At 61.3% G+C, this 13464-nt stretch carries 14 protein-coding genes; 8 read left to right on the top strand and 6 right to left on the bottom strand.

All coding sequences use genetic code 11. From position 1 onward, the window contains the following. Positions 1-801: an N-formylglutamate deformylase gene (gene hutG, locus AWB69_RS47430; RefSeq protein ID WP_062081048.1), complete on the top strand. Its 801-nt coding sequence runs from the start codon at positions 1-3 to the stop codon at positions 799-801. Positions 802-1031: 230 nt separating this feature from the next. On the opposite strand, the gene nadB is transcribed toward hutG, so the two are convergent. The 4 genes from nadB to radC form a co-directional block, all read right to left on the bottom strand. Further along, positions 1032-2630, bottom strand: a complete 1599-nt coding sequence (gene nadB / locus AWB69_RS00765) for an L-aspartate oxidase (RefSeq protein WP_062081046.1) — start codon at positions 2628-2630, stop codon at positions 1032-1034. 259 nt (positions 2631-2889) lie between these two features. Further along, complete coding sequence (rpmG, locus tag AWB69_RS00760) at positions 2890-3057, bottom strand: 50S ribosomal protein L33 (RefSeq protein ID WP_006478046.1); 168 nt, start codon at positions 3055-3057, stop codon at positions 2890-2892. Positions 3058-3068: 11 nt separating this feature from the next. Further along, complete coding sequence (gene rpmB / locus AWB69_RS00755) at positions 3069-3302, bottom strand: 50S ribosomal protein L28 (protein ID WP_031359861.1); 234 nt, start codon at positions 3300-3302, stop codon at positions 3069-3071. A gap of 336 nt (positions 3303-3638) precedes the next feature. Beyond that, entirely contained in the window at positions 3639-4415 is a 777-nt protein-coding gene (gene radC / locus AWB69_RS00750; RefSeq protein WP_062081044.1) for a RadC family protein, read from the bottom strand. A gap of 306 nt (positions 4416-4721) precedes the next feature. Between radC and AWB69_RS00745 the strand changes: the two genes are divergently transcribed. From AWB69_RS00745 to AWB69_RS00715, 7 genes are all read left to right on the top strand, one after another. Further along, a complete protein-coding gene (locus tag AWB69_RS00745) occupies positions 4722-5177 on the top strand; it encodes an FKBP-type peptidyl-prolyl cis-trans isomerase (protein ID WP_062081042.1) in 456 nt (151 codons plus the stop codon). Between the two features lie 2 nt (positions 5178-5179). Continuing rightward, on the top strand, positions 5180-6139 hold the full coding sequence (ispH, locus tag AWB69_RS00740; RefSeq protein WP_062081039.1) for a 4-hydroxy-3-methylbut-2-enyl diphosphate reductase: 960 nt from the start codon (positions 5180-5182) through the stop codon (positions 6137-6139). Between the two features lie 467 nt (positions 6140-6606). After that, positions 6607-7890: a branched-chain amino acid ABC transporter substrate-binding protein gene (locus AWB69_RS00735; protein WP_062081036.1), complete on the top strand. Its 1284-nt coding sequence runs from the start codon at positions 6607-6609 to the stop codon at positions 7888-7890. Between the two features lie 184 nt (positions 7891-8074). Then, positions 8075-9025 (top strand): branched-chain amino acid ABC transporter permease, encoded by a 951-nt coding sequence (locus AWB69_RS00730; RefSeq protein ID WP_062081034.1) that lies wholly within the window; start codon positions 8075-8077, stop codon positions 9023-9025. Between the two features lie 16 nt (positions 9026-9041). Next, a complete protein-coding gene (locus tag AWB69_RS00725; RefSeq protein ID WP_062081032.1) occupies positions 9042-10211 on the top strand; it encodes an ABC transporter permease subunit in 1170 nt (389 codons plus the stop codon). 26 nt (positions 10212-10237) lie between these two features. Next, positions 10238-11014, top strand: a complete 777-nt coding sequence (locus tag AWB69_RS00720; RefSeq protein WP_062081030.1) for an ABC transporter ATP-binding protein — start codon at positions 10238-10240, stop codon at positions 11012-11014. 29 nt (positions 11015-11043) lie between these two features. Beyond that, positions 11044-11748, top strand: coding sequence for an ABC transporter ATP-binding protein (locus tag AWB69_RS00715; protein WP_097265852.1), 705 nt, complete (start codon positions 11044-11046; stop codon positions 11746-11748). 75 nt (positions 11749-11823) lie between these two features. Here AWB69_RS00715 and AWB69_RS00710 read toward each other — a convergent pair whose 3' ends face one another. Together AWB69_RS00710 and AWB69_RS00705 are read right to left on the bottom strand one after the other, a co-directional pair. Then, positions 11824-12246, bottom strand: a complete 423-nt coding sequence (locus AWB69_RS00710; RefSeq protein ID WP_062081026.1) for a GNAT family acetyltransferase — start codon at positions 12244-12246, stop codon at positions 11824-11826. After that, complete coding sequence (locus tag AWB69_RS00705; RefSeq protein WP_062081024.1) at positions 12243-13427, bottom strand: acetylornithine transaminase; 1185 nt, start codon at positions 13425-13427, stop codon at positions 12243-12245. Before AWB69_RS00705 ends, AWB69_RS00710 begins: the two co-directional genes overlap by 4 nt. Positions 13428-13464 lie beyond the last annotated feature (37 nt).

Here is a 13464-nt window from a genome sequence, read left to right as displayed (position 1 = left end):
GTGGCCGATCAAGTTTTCACGTTGAAGCGCGGCACTGCGCCGCTGCTGATTTCGATTCCCCATGCCGGCACGCAGATTCCCGCCGACATAGCCGCTTTCATGACGTCGATCGCCCGTGAAGTCGACGACACCGACTGGCATCTGGAACGTCTCTACGCGTTCGCGGTGGAGATGGGCGCGTCGATCCTCGTGCCCGCGAACTCGCGTTATGTGATCGATTTGAACCGTCCGCCCGACGGCGCGAACCTGTATCCGGGACGCGATACAACCGGCCTGTGTCCCGTCGATACGTTCAACAGCGAGGCGCTGTATTCCGCCGGCGCTGCGCCTTCGGAGGCGCAGATCGCCAACCGTCGCGAGAAATATTGGCGGCCGTACCACGCTGCGCTGACCGAAGAGCTGGCGCGTTTGAAAGCTGTGCACGGCAAAGCGCTGCTGTGGGAAGCGCATTCAATCCGTTCACACGTGCCGCGTTTCTTCGACGGCAAGCTTGCCGACTTCAATTTCGGCACGGCGGGCGGGGAAAGCGCGGTTGCGGGTCTCGCGGAAAAGCTCGAAGCAATGGTGCTCAGGCAGGGCGCTTACACGGCTGTCGCGAACGGCCGCTTCAAGGGCGGTTACATCACGCGGCACTACGGGGCGCCGCGGGACGGCATTCACGCAGTGCAGCTGGAGTTGTCGCAGGTGACTTATATGGAGGAGACGCGGCCGTATGCGTATGACGAAGCCCGCGCCGGACAGGTCGCGCCGTTGATGCGGGAACTGGTGCAGTGCGCGCTTGATGCGGTGCGTGCGGCGTGACCGGGCGTTGCGGGAAGGGCGGGACGATCTAACCCCGCTTTCATACGATTCTTCGATGCCGGTTTCTCGCTCGAGGCCGGGCGGGATGCACAGCGAAGCAGAAACGAAAAAGCCATTTCCGCTTGTGCTGGAATGGCTTTTCGCTTTAACCACGCGCTGTTGCCGGAAGCGCCGCATCCAGCACGCCTTCGACTAGTCGTCATGGCGGAACATGCGGCGGTTTTCTCGGCTCAAATCCCGCGCCGCCTCACCGCTGGCGGTGTCAACACAGTAGGCAGCGCCTTCGGCAATGTCTCCGGCCAGTCGCGGCTGAAGTGCAAACCGCGGCTCTCGCGCCGCGAGCACGCGCTTTCCACGATCATCGACGCGACATCAACAAGGTTGCGCAACTCAAGCAGGTCGCGGCTCACCTTGAAGTTCGCGTAGTACTCGTGGATCTCGTCACGAAGCAGCGTTATCCGGTGCTGGGCGCGTGCGAGCCGTTTATCGGTACGCACAATGCCCACGTAATTCCACATCAGCCGCCGCAACTCGTCCCAGTTGTGCGCGACCACAACCTCCTCGTCCGGATCGGAGACGCGGCTTTCATCCCAGGCCGGTAACGGCGCATGGCCGCTCGCCGCGAAGCCATCCTTTTCCATTGCTTGCGCCGCCGCGCGCCCCACCACCAGGCATTCCAGCAGCGAGTTGCTTGCCAGCCGGTTCGCGCCGTGCAGCCCGGTGCACGAGGTTTCACCCACGGCATACAGGCCCGCGCGATCCGTGCGGCCGGCCAGGTCGGTCACCACGCCCCCGCACGTGTAATGCGCCGCCGGCACGACGGGGATGGGTTGCTTCGCCATATCAATACCGAACTCACGGCAGCGCGCGAGGATAGTAGGGAAGTGCTCCTGAAGAAACGCCTCCGGTTGATGGCTGATGTCGAGATACACGCAGTCAATACCGCGCTTCTTGATCTCGAAGTCGATCGCCCGGGCGACGATATCGCGCGGGGCAAGTTCAGCGCGTTCGTCGTGGGCGGGCATGAAACGCGTGCCGTCGGGCAGGCGCAGGATGCCGCCTTCGCCACGTACGGCTTCGGAGATCAGGAATGACTTCGCATATGGATGGAACAGGCAGGTCGGATGGAACTGGATGAACTCCATGTTCGACACGCGGCAGCCGGCGCGCCATGCCATTGCAATGCCGTCGCCGGTCGCCGTATCCGGATTGGTGGTGTACAGATACACCTTGCCGGCGCCGCCGGTCGCAAGCACGGTATGCGGCGCTTCAATGGTAACGGTACGGCCGCTTGCCAGATCGAGCGCATAAAGCCCGTGACAGCGATGCCCGGGCAACCCGAGCCGCTCGGACGTAATCAGGTCGATGGCGTAATGATCTTCGAGGACCGTGATGTTCGGATGATTGCGCACGCGCTCGTTGAGCGTGGTGACCACGGCGTGACCGGTTGCATCGGCGGCATGAATGATTCGCCGATGGCTATGACCCCCTTCACGCGTCAGATGAAAGCCGAGCTCGGCGGACAGATCCCTGGTGAACGGCACGCCTTCGCCGATCAGCCATTCGATCGCAGCGCGCCCGTTTTCCACGATGAACCGCGTAGCCGCTTCGTCGCACAAACCGCCGCCGGCAATCAACGTGTCGCGAACGTGGTTGTCGATACTGTCGGCCGAGTCGAGCACAGCTGCAATACCGCCCTGGGCCCAGTCGCTGGCGCCTTCGCTGACGCTGCGCTTGGCGAGTATGGCAACGCGCCGCGTGTCCGCCAGATTCAGCGCCACGCTCAGGCCCGCCAGACCGCTGCCGATGATTGCCACGTCGAAATTCATCCCGCCACGTCTCCGTTGATTGTTGTCCGCCGCGACTTTCGGGACTCACGCCTATGGCATGGGGAAAGCCTGGGCGGTAAGGATAACGCGTGTAACGTTACGCGATGACTTGGCCGTTTGGCCAGTAGGGCGAACAGGGTGAGCCCGAGCCCGGGCGGACGAGGTGTCAAAAACGACGGTGCCAAGGCCGACGGCGCCAAAGCAAAAAGCCTCGCGTGAGCGAGGCTTTTCGTGATGCTGGAGCGAAAGAAACCGGATCTTATTTGATCTTGGTTTCTTTGTATTCAACGTGCTTGCGGACAACGGGATCAAACTTCTTGATCGCCATCTTTTCCGGCATGTTGCGCTTGTTCTTCGTGGTCGTGTAGAAGTGACCCGTTCCTGCGGTCGATTCCAGCTTGATCTTGTCGCGTGCGCCCTTGGCCATGTTCGTGCTCCTTAGACTTCGCCACGTGCGCGCAGATCTGCGAGCACGGAGTCGATGCCGTTTTTGTCGATCAGGCGAAGGCCGGCGTTCGAGAGACGCAGACGAACCCAGCGGTTTTCGCTTTCAACGAAGAAGCGGCGATTTTGCAGATTGGGCAGGAAACGACGCTTGGTGCGGTTGTTCGCATGGGAAACGTTGTTGCCGCTCATCGGCCCCTTCCCGGTTACTTGGCATACACGTGCCATGAGAGCACTCCTAATACGCTTTAATTCTGAGTTCGAACGCCAGATACATTTGGGACCGCTTCGGGCTACCGAGAGGTTTACCCGAAATGATGACCGCTACGTTTGCTCGGCTCGGAACAGGTTGGTTGAAAGAAGCAAACCGAGATTCTAACCGCAAAAAACCTGCAAAATCAACTCTTTTTGGTGCCGGACGAGGTATCCGGCTGTCCGGTCCGGTGCAGGTTTCATGCGGTTTTCGGCTTGCAAAGGCCCATTAGGCCCGGTTTTCCCGCCTTTTGCCGCAGGCGGACTATTAAATCAGTGAAATCAGCGTTGAGCTGTCACTCCGGCTTCAAGTCATGCCGGCATCCATCCCTGTCGCGAAAAAGAGAAAACCTCGTTCGAGGTCACGACCAGATGATCCAGCAGCCGGACGTCGATCAGCGCGAGCGAATCCTGCAGCACACGCGTCAGCCGGCGGTCGTTTGCGCTCGGCTCCACCCCGCCGGAGGGGTGATTATGCGCGACGATCAGGCTGGCCGCATTTAAAGTGAGTGCCCGCCGTACGATTTCACGCGGATACACGGCAACGCGCGAGATCGAACCCTTCGCCGATTCGTCCACGGTGATCAGGCAATGTTTGATGTCGAGAAAAAGGGTGACGAACACTTCGTTGGGCCGCGTGCCGATCAGCCACTTCAAATAGTCTTCCACCGCTTGCGGGGCATCCAGCAACGGCCGGTCGCGGGTTTTTTCCGCGAGCGAACGCTGGCACAGCTCCGAGACAGCCAGCAGCAGCGCCGCCTTCGCCGGCCCGATACCGTCGAACCCGCGTAATTCCGCCGCAGTCGCGCCCAGTACGCCTCTGATTGATTCGAACCGGACCAGGAGGTCGCGCGCCACGTCGACGGAGGTCATGCCCGGGCGGCCCGTGTTCAGGAACAGCGCGAGCAACTCGGCGTCGGATAACGTCTGCGCACCCAGTTTCAACAGGCGCTCGCGCGGACGATCACGCACGGGCCAGTCGAGGATGCGCATGACGCCAGGCGCGATCCGTGCGGGAGGGTCCGCTGCCAGCAGGGCTCGGGCGGGATAGGGGGCGTTGTTTTGCACCAGTTCGAGCCGGGCGTTCATGTCACGCTCCCGTCGGGGAACACCGGAAGTAATGTCGGAAGCGGTGACTGTCCCGCCCGTGCGTTATCACGCCGGGGCATTGCCCGGACCAAGGCGGGGCGGTCGCACTGTGGCTTACAATACGGGTTTGGCACCACCCCGAGCGAGCGCCCGGCGGTTTGCCCCGCGGAGGCTTCGGCGGCGCAATGCCCGGGGGCGACCCAAGCTTTCGCCATGACTGCGTCCTGTCTGGACGCCCGGCCTTTTATCGGACGGCGGGACCGGCTGAGAAGGTAATTACGGCTTTTACGGCTACCACGATCAAACATGAGCATCATTGATATTTCCGAGGTGAAACCCGGTTCGCACGTCACGCTTCATTACCGGCTTGCGCTTGAGGATGGAGCGGACATTGTCAGCACGTTCGCCGACAAGCCCGCTACGCTATTGTTGGGCGCCGGTCATCTTGCGCCGCCGCTGGAAGACATTCTCCTGGGTCTGAAGGTGGGTCACCACTCGACCTTTCGGCTGATGCCCGGTCAGGCGTTCGGTCCGCGCAATCCGGAAATGCTGCAATGGGTGTCGCTGGCCACGTTGCGCGAGAACGCAATGATCGGCGAGAATTTTTCCCCGGGTGACCTCGTCGAATTCAACGCGCCGGGCGGTGGCCGTTACGCAGGCGTGCTCAAGGAGGTCGGCGAGACCTCCGCGCTGTTCGATTTCAACCATCCGCTTGCCGGCCAGGCGCTGGCGTTCGAAGTGAAAATCATCGGAATTCTGTAGCCATGAGCTCCACTGACACCCTTCTCGATGTCGAAATTCTTCTCGCCCAGCCGCGCGGTTTTTGCGCAGGCGTCGATCGCGCAATCGAAATAGTGGAGCGGGCCATCGCGCTGTTCGGCGCGCCTATCTACGTGCGCCACGAGATCGTGCACAACGCCTACGTGGTCGAGGACCTGCGCAAGAAAGGCGCCGTGTTCATCGAAGACCTGGCGGACGCGCCTGAAGGCAGCACGCTGATTTTCAGCGCGCATGGCGTGTCGAAAGCGGTGCGCTCGGAAGCGGAAACCCGCGGCTTGCGCGTATTCGACGCAACCTGCCCGCTCGTGACCAAAGTGCATATGGAAGTCGCGAAGATGCGCCAGGAAGGCTTCGACATCGTGATGATCGGCCACAAGGGGCATCCGGAAGTCGAGGGCACGATGGGGCAGAGCGGCGAGGGCATGCATCTGGTGGAGGACATCGAGGACGTGGAAGCCCTCGCGCTTGCCGATCCCGACAGGATTGCCTACGTGACGCAAACCACGCTGTCAGTGGACGACGCCTCCGCGATCATCGGCGCGCTGAAGTCGAAATACCCGTCGGTGAAAGAGCCGAAGAAACAGGACATTTGCTACGCCACGCAGAATCGTCAGGACGCCGTGAAGTTTCTCGCGCCGCAATGCGATGTGGTGATCGTGGTGGGCAGCCCGAACAGCTCGAATTCAAGCCGGCTGCGCGAAGTGGCTGAAAAACGCGGCATCCCCGCCTATATGGTGGATTCGCCCACGCAAATCGATCCGAAATGGGTGGAAGGGAAAAAGCGCATCGGCGTGACGGCGGGCGCGTCGGCGCCGGAAGTGCTGGCGCAGGCGGTGATCGCGCGGTTGCGGGAGCTGGGCGTGCGCAACGTGCGTCCGCTCGAAGGGATCGAGGAGAAAGTGTCGTTTCCGCTGCCACGGGGTCTGACGCTGCCGTCGGAATGAAGCACTGTCCGCGGAGCGTCCTCGCGTGTTGAATTAGAGGCTACAGTCGAACGCGCATTGAGAGGCCGCGCCAACTCACGTTGGCGCGGCCTTTTGTTTTGCCGGCCGTGAAAAGAGGTCGCGCCTGCCGTCTCACCTCTACGGCGCTACGAGAACCTCCGGATTGACCCGCTGATTTTGCACTCGCACCATGAAAGTGCGTTTATGAGAATCCACAGCGGCGCCGAAGCCGATGCATGCATCGGTGTTTACCCACAACGCCAACCAATGGTGCAACTCGCGCACCGTGACGGGGCGCAACCGGGTTGCTCCAATGCCTCAGCCAGAGGCCGGAGAGAGGGTTGCAATGGAGGAAAACCCCTGTCGCTGAACAATATTGCACGTCTCAAAAACCGAGTTACAATGCGCGCGTTCCAAGCCGGATGGGCTGGAAACACCAGCTTTTCAAGGCGCCGGAGACTTATTGAATGCGAATGAAGTTTGGCTTTGCCTTGACCATCGCCGCTGCGGTTGCGATGACAACGGCGTGCAGCAAAAAGAGTGATAACGAGCCGCCCGCAGGGGCATCGGCGGTGCCGGAAGCGTCGGCGAGTGCCGGGGCGAGTGCGCCGGGAAGTGCGCCCGCCGTGGCGGCATCGGCTGCATCGGTGGCTGCGGCGTCCGCGCCTGCACCGGCCAGCAGCGCGACGGTCGTCAGGATCGGCCATGTTGCGCCGCTCAGCGGGCCGCTGGCGCATCTCGGGCAGGACAATGAAAACGGCGCACGGCTGGCCATCGAGGAAATCAGCGCGCAGGGACTGACTATCGACGGTCACGCGATTCATCTCGAACTGGACACGCAGGATGACGCGGCCGATCCCAAGAAGGGTATTGCAGCGGCGCAGCAGCTGGTGGCCGATCACGTGGTGGCGGTCGTCGGACATTTGAATTCGGGCGTGTCGATTCCGGCATCGAAGATCTATAGCGACGCTGACGTGGCGCAGATCTCGGGGGCGACGACCAACCCGGCGTTCACGCAGCAGGGGTACAAAACGACGTTTCGTGTAGTGCCGACGGACGCGCGCCAGGGGCCGGTGCTTGCGACCTACGCGCTCAAGACGCTGCACGCGCGGAAAATCGTGGTCGTCGATGACGCCACGCTCTACGGCCGGGGTCTCGCGAACGAGTTTGCAAAAGCCGTGGTCGCAGGCGGCGGCCGCATCACGGGGCACGAAGTGACGAGCGAAAAAGCCCGGGACTTCAAGGCAATACTGAACAAGATCAAGCGTGTCCAGCCGGACGCCGTGATGTTCGGCGGCATGGACGTGACCGGCGGACCGTTTGCCAGGCAGGCGGCGGCAATGGGCATCAAGGCGAAGATTCTTGGCGGTGACGGCGTGTGTTCCGCCGAGATGGCCACGCTCGCGGCCAACGCAGCACCGAACGTGGTGTGCTCGGAACTCGGGGTGGACGTGTCGAAGCTGGACAAGGGCGGCGATTTCGCGCAGCACTACGAAGCCCGATTCCATCTGCCGGTCCAGAGCTATGCGCCGTTCACCTATGACGCCGTGTATGTGATTGTCGATGCAATGAAGCGGGCTAACTCGATTGAAGCGCCCAAGGTGCTCGCCGCGATTGCGTCGACGGATTTCAATGGCCTGACAGGGCACATTGCATTCGATGACAAAGGCGATTTGAAAGGCGGCGGTGCAATCACGCTAATGGATTTCAAGGATAACAAGAAGAACGTCATTGACGTCATTACGCCGTAACCCTGTGCTGCAGCGCCGTGCGGCGAGTGCACACCAGGTTGAGCAATCCCTCGATACGTAGTCACTTTCGGACGTTTTAGAGTTTTTTTTCAAGTACGCGCGGTGCGGGTGCGTTTTTTTCTTCCCTTCGGTTTATCGGCCAGCGATAAAGCGTAAATCTAGTCGCACGGCTAAGGAGCCTTCAATGGATATCTTCATCCAGCAGATTATCAACGGGCTGGTGCTTGGCAGCGTGTACGCCATCATCGCGTTGGGTTACACGATGGTGTACGGGATTCTCGGCATCATCAACTTCGCTCACGGGGACGTGCTGATGGTGGGCGCCATGGTCGCGTTGTCGGCCATCGGCGTTTTGCAGAACCACTTCCCGGGCATGCCGTTAGCGCTGGTGCTGGTCATCGCGCTGCTGGTCGCCGCAGTCGTCTGCGCGCTGGTCGGCTACACCATCGAACGCGTGGCTTACCGGCCTTTGCGCAGAGCGCCGCGTTTGGCTCCGCTGATCACCGCCATCGGCGTATCGATTCTTCTCCAGACGATCGCCATGATGATCTGGGGCCGCAATCCGCTGGCCTTCCCGCAACTGCTGCCCACCGATCCGATCAACGTGATCACGGCCACGGCCGACCGTCCGGGCGCCGTCATTTCAATGACGGAAATCGTGATTATCGTGGTGGCGTTCCTCGTGATGGGCGGGCTGCTGCTGCTCGTGCACAAGACGAAACTCGGCCGCGCAATGCGGGCCATTGCCGAGAACCCGGGTGTCGCGAGCCTGATGGGGGTGAACCCTAACTTCGTGATCTCCGCGACCTTCATGATCGGCTCCGCGCTTGCGGCTCTCGCCGGTGTGATGATCGCCTCCGAATACGGCAACGCGCACTTCTACATGGGCTTCATCCCCGGGTTGAAGGCGTTCACGGCGGCGGTGCTGGGCGGGATCGGCAACCTGGGCGGCGCGATGGTGGGCGGCGTGCTGCTCGGCCTGATCGAACAGCTTGGGGCGGGGTATATCGGCAATCTGACAGGCGGTGTGTTCGGCAGTAACTACCAGGACGTGTTCGCGTTCATCGTGCTGATCATCGTGCTGGTGTTCCGTCCGTCCGGGCTGCTCGGCGAACGTGTCGCAGATCGCGCATAAATAGGGGAGACCAAGCATGACTTCAATTCAACCGATCGAGCCGTCGACCACGCTCATCCCTGAAAAAAAGACCGCGAAGAACTACGCCGTCACGGTGCTGGTTACCGCACTCGTCGTCCTCGCGCCGATGTTGATTGGCGCCGCCGGCGGCAACTACTGGGTCCGCGTGCTCGACTTCGCGATGCTGTACGTGATGTTGGCGCTGGGCCTGAACGTGGTGGTGGGTTTTGCCGGGCTGCTGGACTTGGGCTATATCGCTTTCTATGCGGTGGGCGCTTACGTGGCTGCGTTGCTGTCCTCGCCGCAGTTGACCACGCAGTTCGAGTGGATCGCCCACCTGTTCCCCGGCGGGTTGCATACGCCGATCTGGGTGATCGTGCCTTGTGCAATGGGGCTGGCTGCCACCTTCGGTGTCCTGCTCGGCGCACCAACGCTGCGTCTGCGCGGTGACTACCTCGCTATCGTGACCTTGGGCTTCGGGGAAATCGTCCGGATCTTCATGAACAACCTGGATCGTCCGGTCAACATCACGAACGGGCCGAAGGGGATTACCGGCATCGACCCGGTGTCGTTCCTCGGATTCGATTTGTCGAAGACGCACTCGTTGTTCGGGTTCAGCTTCCCCTCGGTCTACAACTATTACTACCTGTTCGTGCTGTGTTCGCTGTTCGTGATCTTCGTGTGCGTACGCTTGCAGCATTCGCGTATTGGCCGCGCGTGGGCCGCGATCCGCGAAGACGAAATCGCCGCCAAGGCGATGGGCATCAACACCCGTAACGTGAAGCTGCTGGCCTTCGCGATGGGTGCGTCGTTCGGCGGTTTGTCGGGCGCGATGTTCGGTACGTTCCAGGGATTCGTTTCGCCGGAATCGTTCACGTTCTGGGAATCCATCGTGGTGCTGGCCTGCGTGGTGCTCGGCGGCATGGGCCACATTCCGGGCGTGATCCTGGGCGCGGTGCTGCTGGCCGTGTTTCCTGAATTCCTGCGCTCGACCATGGGTCCGCTGCAGAACTTCATCTTCGGTCACCAGATCGTGGACACCGAAGTCATCCGCCAGTTGCTCTACGGTCTCGCGATGGTGCTGATCATGCTGTATCGCTCGGAAGGCCTGTGGCCGTCTCCGAAACACGAAGACAAGATCGCGAAGATTGCGAAGCGCGCTGGCAAGAAGCCGGTGCGCGCCTGAGCCCCCGAGAGAGCGGAGAAAACACAATGAGTGATAAACCCATTCGACTGTCCGTGAAGGGCGTGAACAAGCGCTTCGGCGGCTTGCAGGCACTAGCCGAAGTTGGCCTGGAAATCAGGGAGGGCGAAATCTATGGCCTGATCGGCCCGAACGGCGCCGGCAAGACCACGTTCTTCAACGTGATCACGGGCTTGTACACGCCGGATTCGGGCGCGTTCGTGCTCGACGGCACGCCTTACACGCCGACGGCCGTGCATCAGGTGGCCAAGGCGGGCATTGCGCGTACCTTCCAGAACATTCGTCTGTTCGGCGGCATGACGGCGCTGGAAAACGTGATGGTCGGACGCCACGTGCGCACCAAGCACGGCCTGATCGGCGCGGTGCTGCAGACGCCGTCCGAGCGTCGCGAAGAGAAGGAAATCAAGGAGCGCGCGCTGGAGTTGCTGGAGTACGTGGGCGTGCTGCAATACGCGGACTACACGTCGCGCAACCTGTCGTACGGGCACCAGCGCCGCCTGGAAATTGCACGTGCGCTGGCCACCGATCCGAAGCTGCTCGCGCTCGATGAACCTGCCGCCGGCATGAACGCGACGGAGAAGGTCGAACTCACGCGCCTGCTCGACAAGATTCGCAGCGACGGCCGCACGATCCTCTTGATCGAACACGATGTGAAACTGGTGATGGGATTGTGCAACCGGATGACGGTGCTCGATTACGGCAAGGTGATCGCCGAGGGTCTGCCGCAGGACGTGCAGAAGGATCCGAAGGTGATCGAGGCTTATCTCGGGGCAGGGGTTCACTGATGGCTACGACGAATGGCGCGAACGGCGCAATGTTGAAGATCAAGGGGCTGCAGGTCAGCTATGGCGGCATTCATGCCGTCAAGGGCGTGGACCTGGAAGTCGGCAAGGGCGAACTCGTGACGCTGATCGGCGCGAACGGCGCGGGCAAGACGACCACGATGAAAGCTATCACGGGCCTGAAGGCGTATTCGGCTGGCGATATCGAATATATGGGCGAGTCGATCAAGGGTGTGCCGTCGCATGAATTGCTCAAGCGCGGCCTCGCGATGGTGCCGGAAGGGCGGGGCATTTTTGCGCGCATGTCGATTCTGGAAAACATGCAGATGGGCGCGTACTTGCGTAACGACAAGGACGAAATCGACAAGGACACCGACCGCATGTTCGGCTTCTTCCCGCGGCTGAAGGAGCGGGCGTCGCAGTATGCGGGCACGTTGTCGGGCGGTGAGCAGCAGATGCTGGCCATGGCGCGGGCGCTGTTGTCGCGGCCGAAGCTGCTGTTGCTGGACGAACCGTCGATGGGTCTCTCGCCGATCATGGTCGAGAAGATCTTCGAAGTGGTGCGCGAGATTTCGGGCGAAGGGTTGACAGTGCTGCTGGTTGAGCAGAACGCGCGTCTGGCGTTGCAGGCGGCGAACCGCGGTTACGTGATGGATTCGGGCCTGGTCACCATGTCGGGTGACGCGAAGACCATGCTCGACGATCCGAAGGTGCGGGCTGCTTACTTGGGTGAATGAGTCGGCGAGTGATCGGCGTTGATGAATGACGAAACCGCATGCCTTTGAAGGGCATGCGGCTTTTTTAACGCGTGCTCAAAGCCGCTTGCCGAAGCTGACCACTTCATCCATCTGATAACCGAGCTTCGCGTAAAAGGCCTGCGTTTCAGGCTTGTTCGCCATGATCTGCAGATTGAGCTTCGGACATCCGATAGCGGCGAGAGCGCGTTCCGCGTGCTCGACCAGCGCACGGGCATAACCGTTACCGCGTTGATCCTCGGCGACCGCGAGCGAATACATCCATCCGCGATGCCCGTCGTAACCCGTCATCACCGTGCCGATCAAGCGCTCTTCCAACATGCCGACAAAGAAGAACTCCGGTTGCATGGCAAGCTTGTTTCTAATCGATAAACGCGGATCACGCTGCGGCTTTCCTGGCGTGGCGTATTCCGGAAATGCTTGTGCCCAGAGCGCGAGCACAGCCTGCGTGTCGCGCTCGTCGAAAACCCGGATGATCATAGCGAATCCAGCACGGTCCGAAGCATCGACATCATCTGGTCGATCTCGGCCTTCGTCACGTTCAGCGCCGGCATGAAGCGCAGCAGGTTCGGCCGCGCCGCATTCAGAAGCAAGCCATCCGGTCCCATGTCGCGCGCCATGTCGACAATCTTCGGACCGTTGTCGTTATTGAGCAGCAACGCGCGCAGCAAACCTTCGCCACGTTCGCCGTTAAAACCCCGCTCTTCGGAGAGCTGCAGCAACTGCGCCTTCAGGTACTCACCGCGTTCACGCACGCCTTCGAGAAAACCAGGCGCGGTCAGTTGGGAAATCACCGAAAAACCCGCGGCCGTCATCAGCGGATTACCGTTGTACGTGCCGCCCTGGTCGCCGGGTTCAAAGCACGCCACTTCCTTGGTCGCGAGCAACGCAGCCAGCGGCACGCCGCCGCCAATGCCCTTGCCGAGCGTCATGACGTCCGGCTCCACGCCCGACAATTCATACGCGAACAAGGTGCCGGCGCGGCCGCAACCGCTTTGCACTTCATCGACGATCATCAGCAGGTTGTGTTTCTTCGTCAGCGCGCGCAAAGCCTGCATGAACTCGCGCGTGGCCGGGATCACGCCGCCTTCGCCCTGGATAGGCTCGAGCATCACGCCGACGGTTTTATCGGTGATGAGCTTTTCCACCGACGCGATGTCGTTCAGGTCAGCCTTCGGGAAGCCCGGCACTTGCGGTGCATAGATGGTGTCCCAGCCCGGCTTGCCGCTGGCCGACATGGTCGCCAACGTCCGGCCGTGGAAGCTGTGGTCGAACGTGATGATCTCGTACGCGCCGCCCTTGAACTTCTTGCCCCACTTGCGCGCGAGCTTGATCGCGCCTTCGTTGGCTTCGGCGCCGCTGTTGGCGAAGAACACCTTGTCGAAGCAGCTGTTCGCGGTCAGGAGGCCGGCGAGCTGGGCCATCGGCGCGTTGTAGAAAGCCGGCGACGGGTTGATCAGCGTGCGAGCCTGCTTGTCCATGGCTTCGATCATGCCGTCGTTGCAATGACCCAGACTATTCACCGCCCAGCCCTGGATGAAGTCGAGGTATCGCTTCTCGTTGTTGTCGTAGAGCCAGGAACCCTTGCCGTGCGTGAACACGATTTCAGGACGGTTCGTGATGAACATCAGCGATTCGACGGGGTACTCTTGGAAATTCATGACGGCGGGCTCCACGAAAACAGCAAGGAAAAAAGGT

It is taken from the genome of Caballeronia udeis (genome assembly GCF_001544555.2).
Lineage (GTDB): Bacteria > Pseudomonadota > Gammaproteobacteria > Burkholderiales > Burkholderiaceae > Caballeronia > Caballeronia udeis.
This window is presented reverse-complemented; position numbering and strand designations above follow the sequence as displayed.

Coding starts and splice junctions, on each gene's coding strand:
- nadB (WP_062081046.1), bottom strand. CDS start 2,630: ATGAATTTCGACGTGGCAATCATCGGCAGCGGTCTGGCGGGCCTGAGC.
- rpmG (WP_006478046.1), bottom strand. CDS start 3,057: ATGGCCAAGGGCGCACGCGACAAGATCAAGCTGGAATCGACCGCAGGA.
- rpmB (WP_031359861.1), bottom strand. CDS start 3,302: ATGGCACGTGTATGCCAAGTAACCGGGAAGGGGCCGATGAGCGGCAAC.
- radC (WP_062081044.1), bottom strand. CDS start 4,415: ATGAACGCCCGGCTCGAACTGGTGCAAAACAACGCCCCCTATCCCGCC.
- AWB69_RS00745 (WP_062081042.1), top strand. CDS start 4,722: ATGAGCATCATTGATATTTCCGAGGTGAAACCCGGTTCGCACGTCACG.
- ispH (WP_062081039.1), top strand. CDS start 5,180: ATGAGCTCCACTGACACCCTTCTCGATGTCGAAATTCTTCTCGCCCAG.
- AWB69_RS00735 (WP_062081036.1), top strand. CDS start 6,607: ATGCGAATGAAGTTTGGCTTTGCCTTGACCATCGCCGCTGCGGTTGCG.
- AWB69_RS00730 (WP_062081034.1), top strand. CDS start 8,075: ATGGATATCTTCATCCAGCAGATTATCAACGGGCTGGTGCTTGGCAGC.
- AWB69_RS00725 (WP_062081032.1), top strand. CDS start 9,042: ATGACTTCAATTCAACCGATCGAGCCGTCGACCACGCTCATCCCTGAA.
- AWB69_RS00720 (WP_062081030.1), top strand. CDS start 10,238: ATGAGTGATAAACCCATTCGACTGTCCGTGAAGGGCGTGAACAAGCGC.
- AWB69_RS00715 (WP_097265852.1), top strand. CDS start 11,044: ATGTTGAAGATCAAGGGGCTGCAGGTCAGCTATGGCGGCATTCATGCC.
- AWB69_RS00710 (WP_062081026.1), bottom strand. CDS start 12,246: ATGATCATCCGGGTTTTCGACGAGCGCGACACGCAGGCTGTGCTCGCG.
- AWB69_RS00705 (WP_062081024.1), bottom strand. CDS start 13,427: ATGAATTTCCAAGAGTACCCCGTCGAATCGCTGATGTTCATCACGAAC.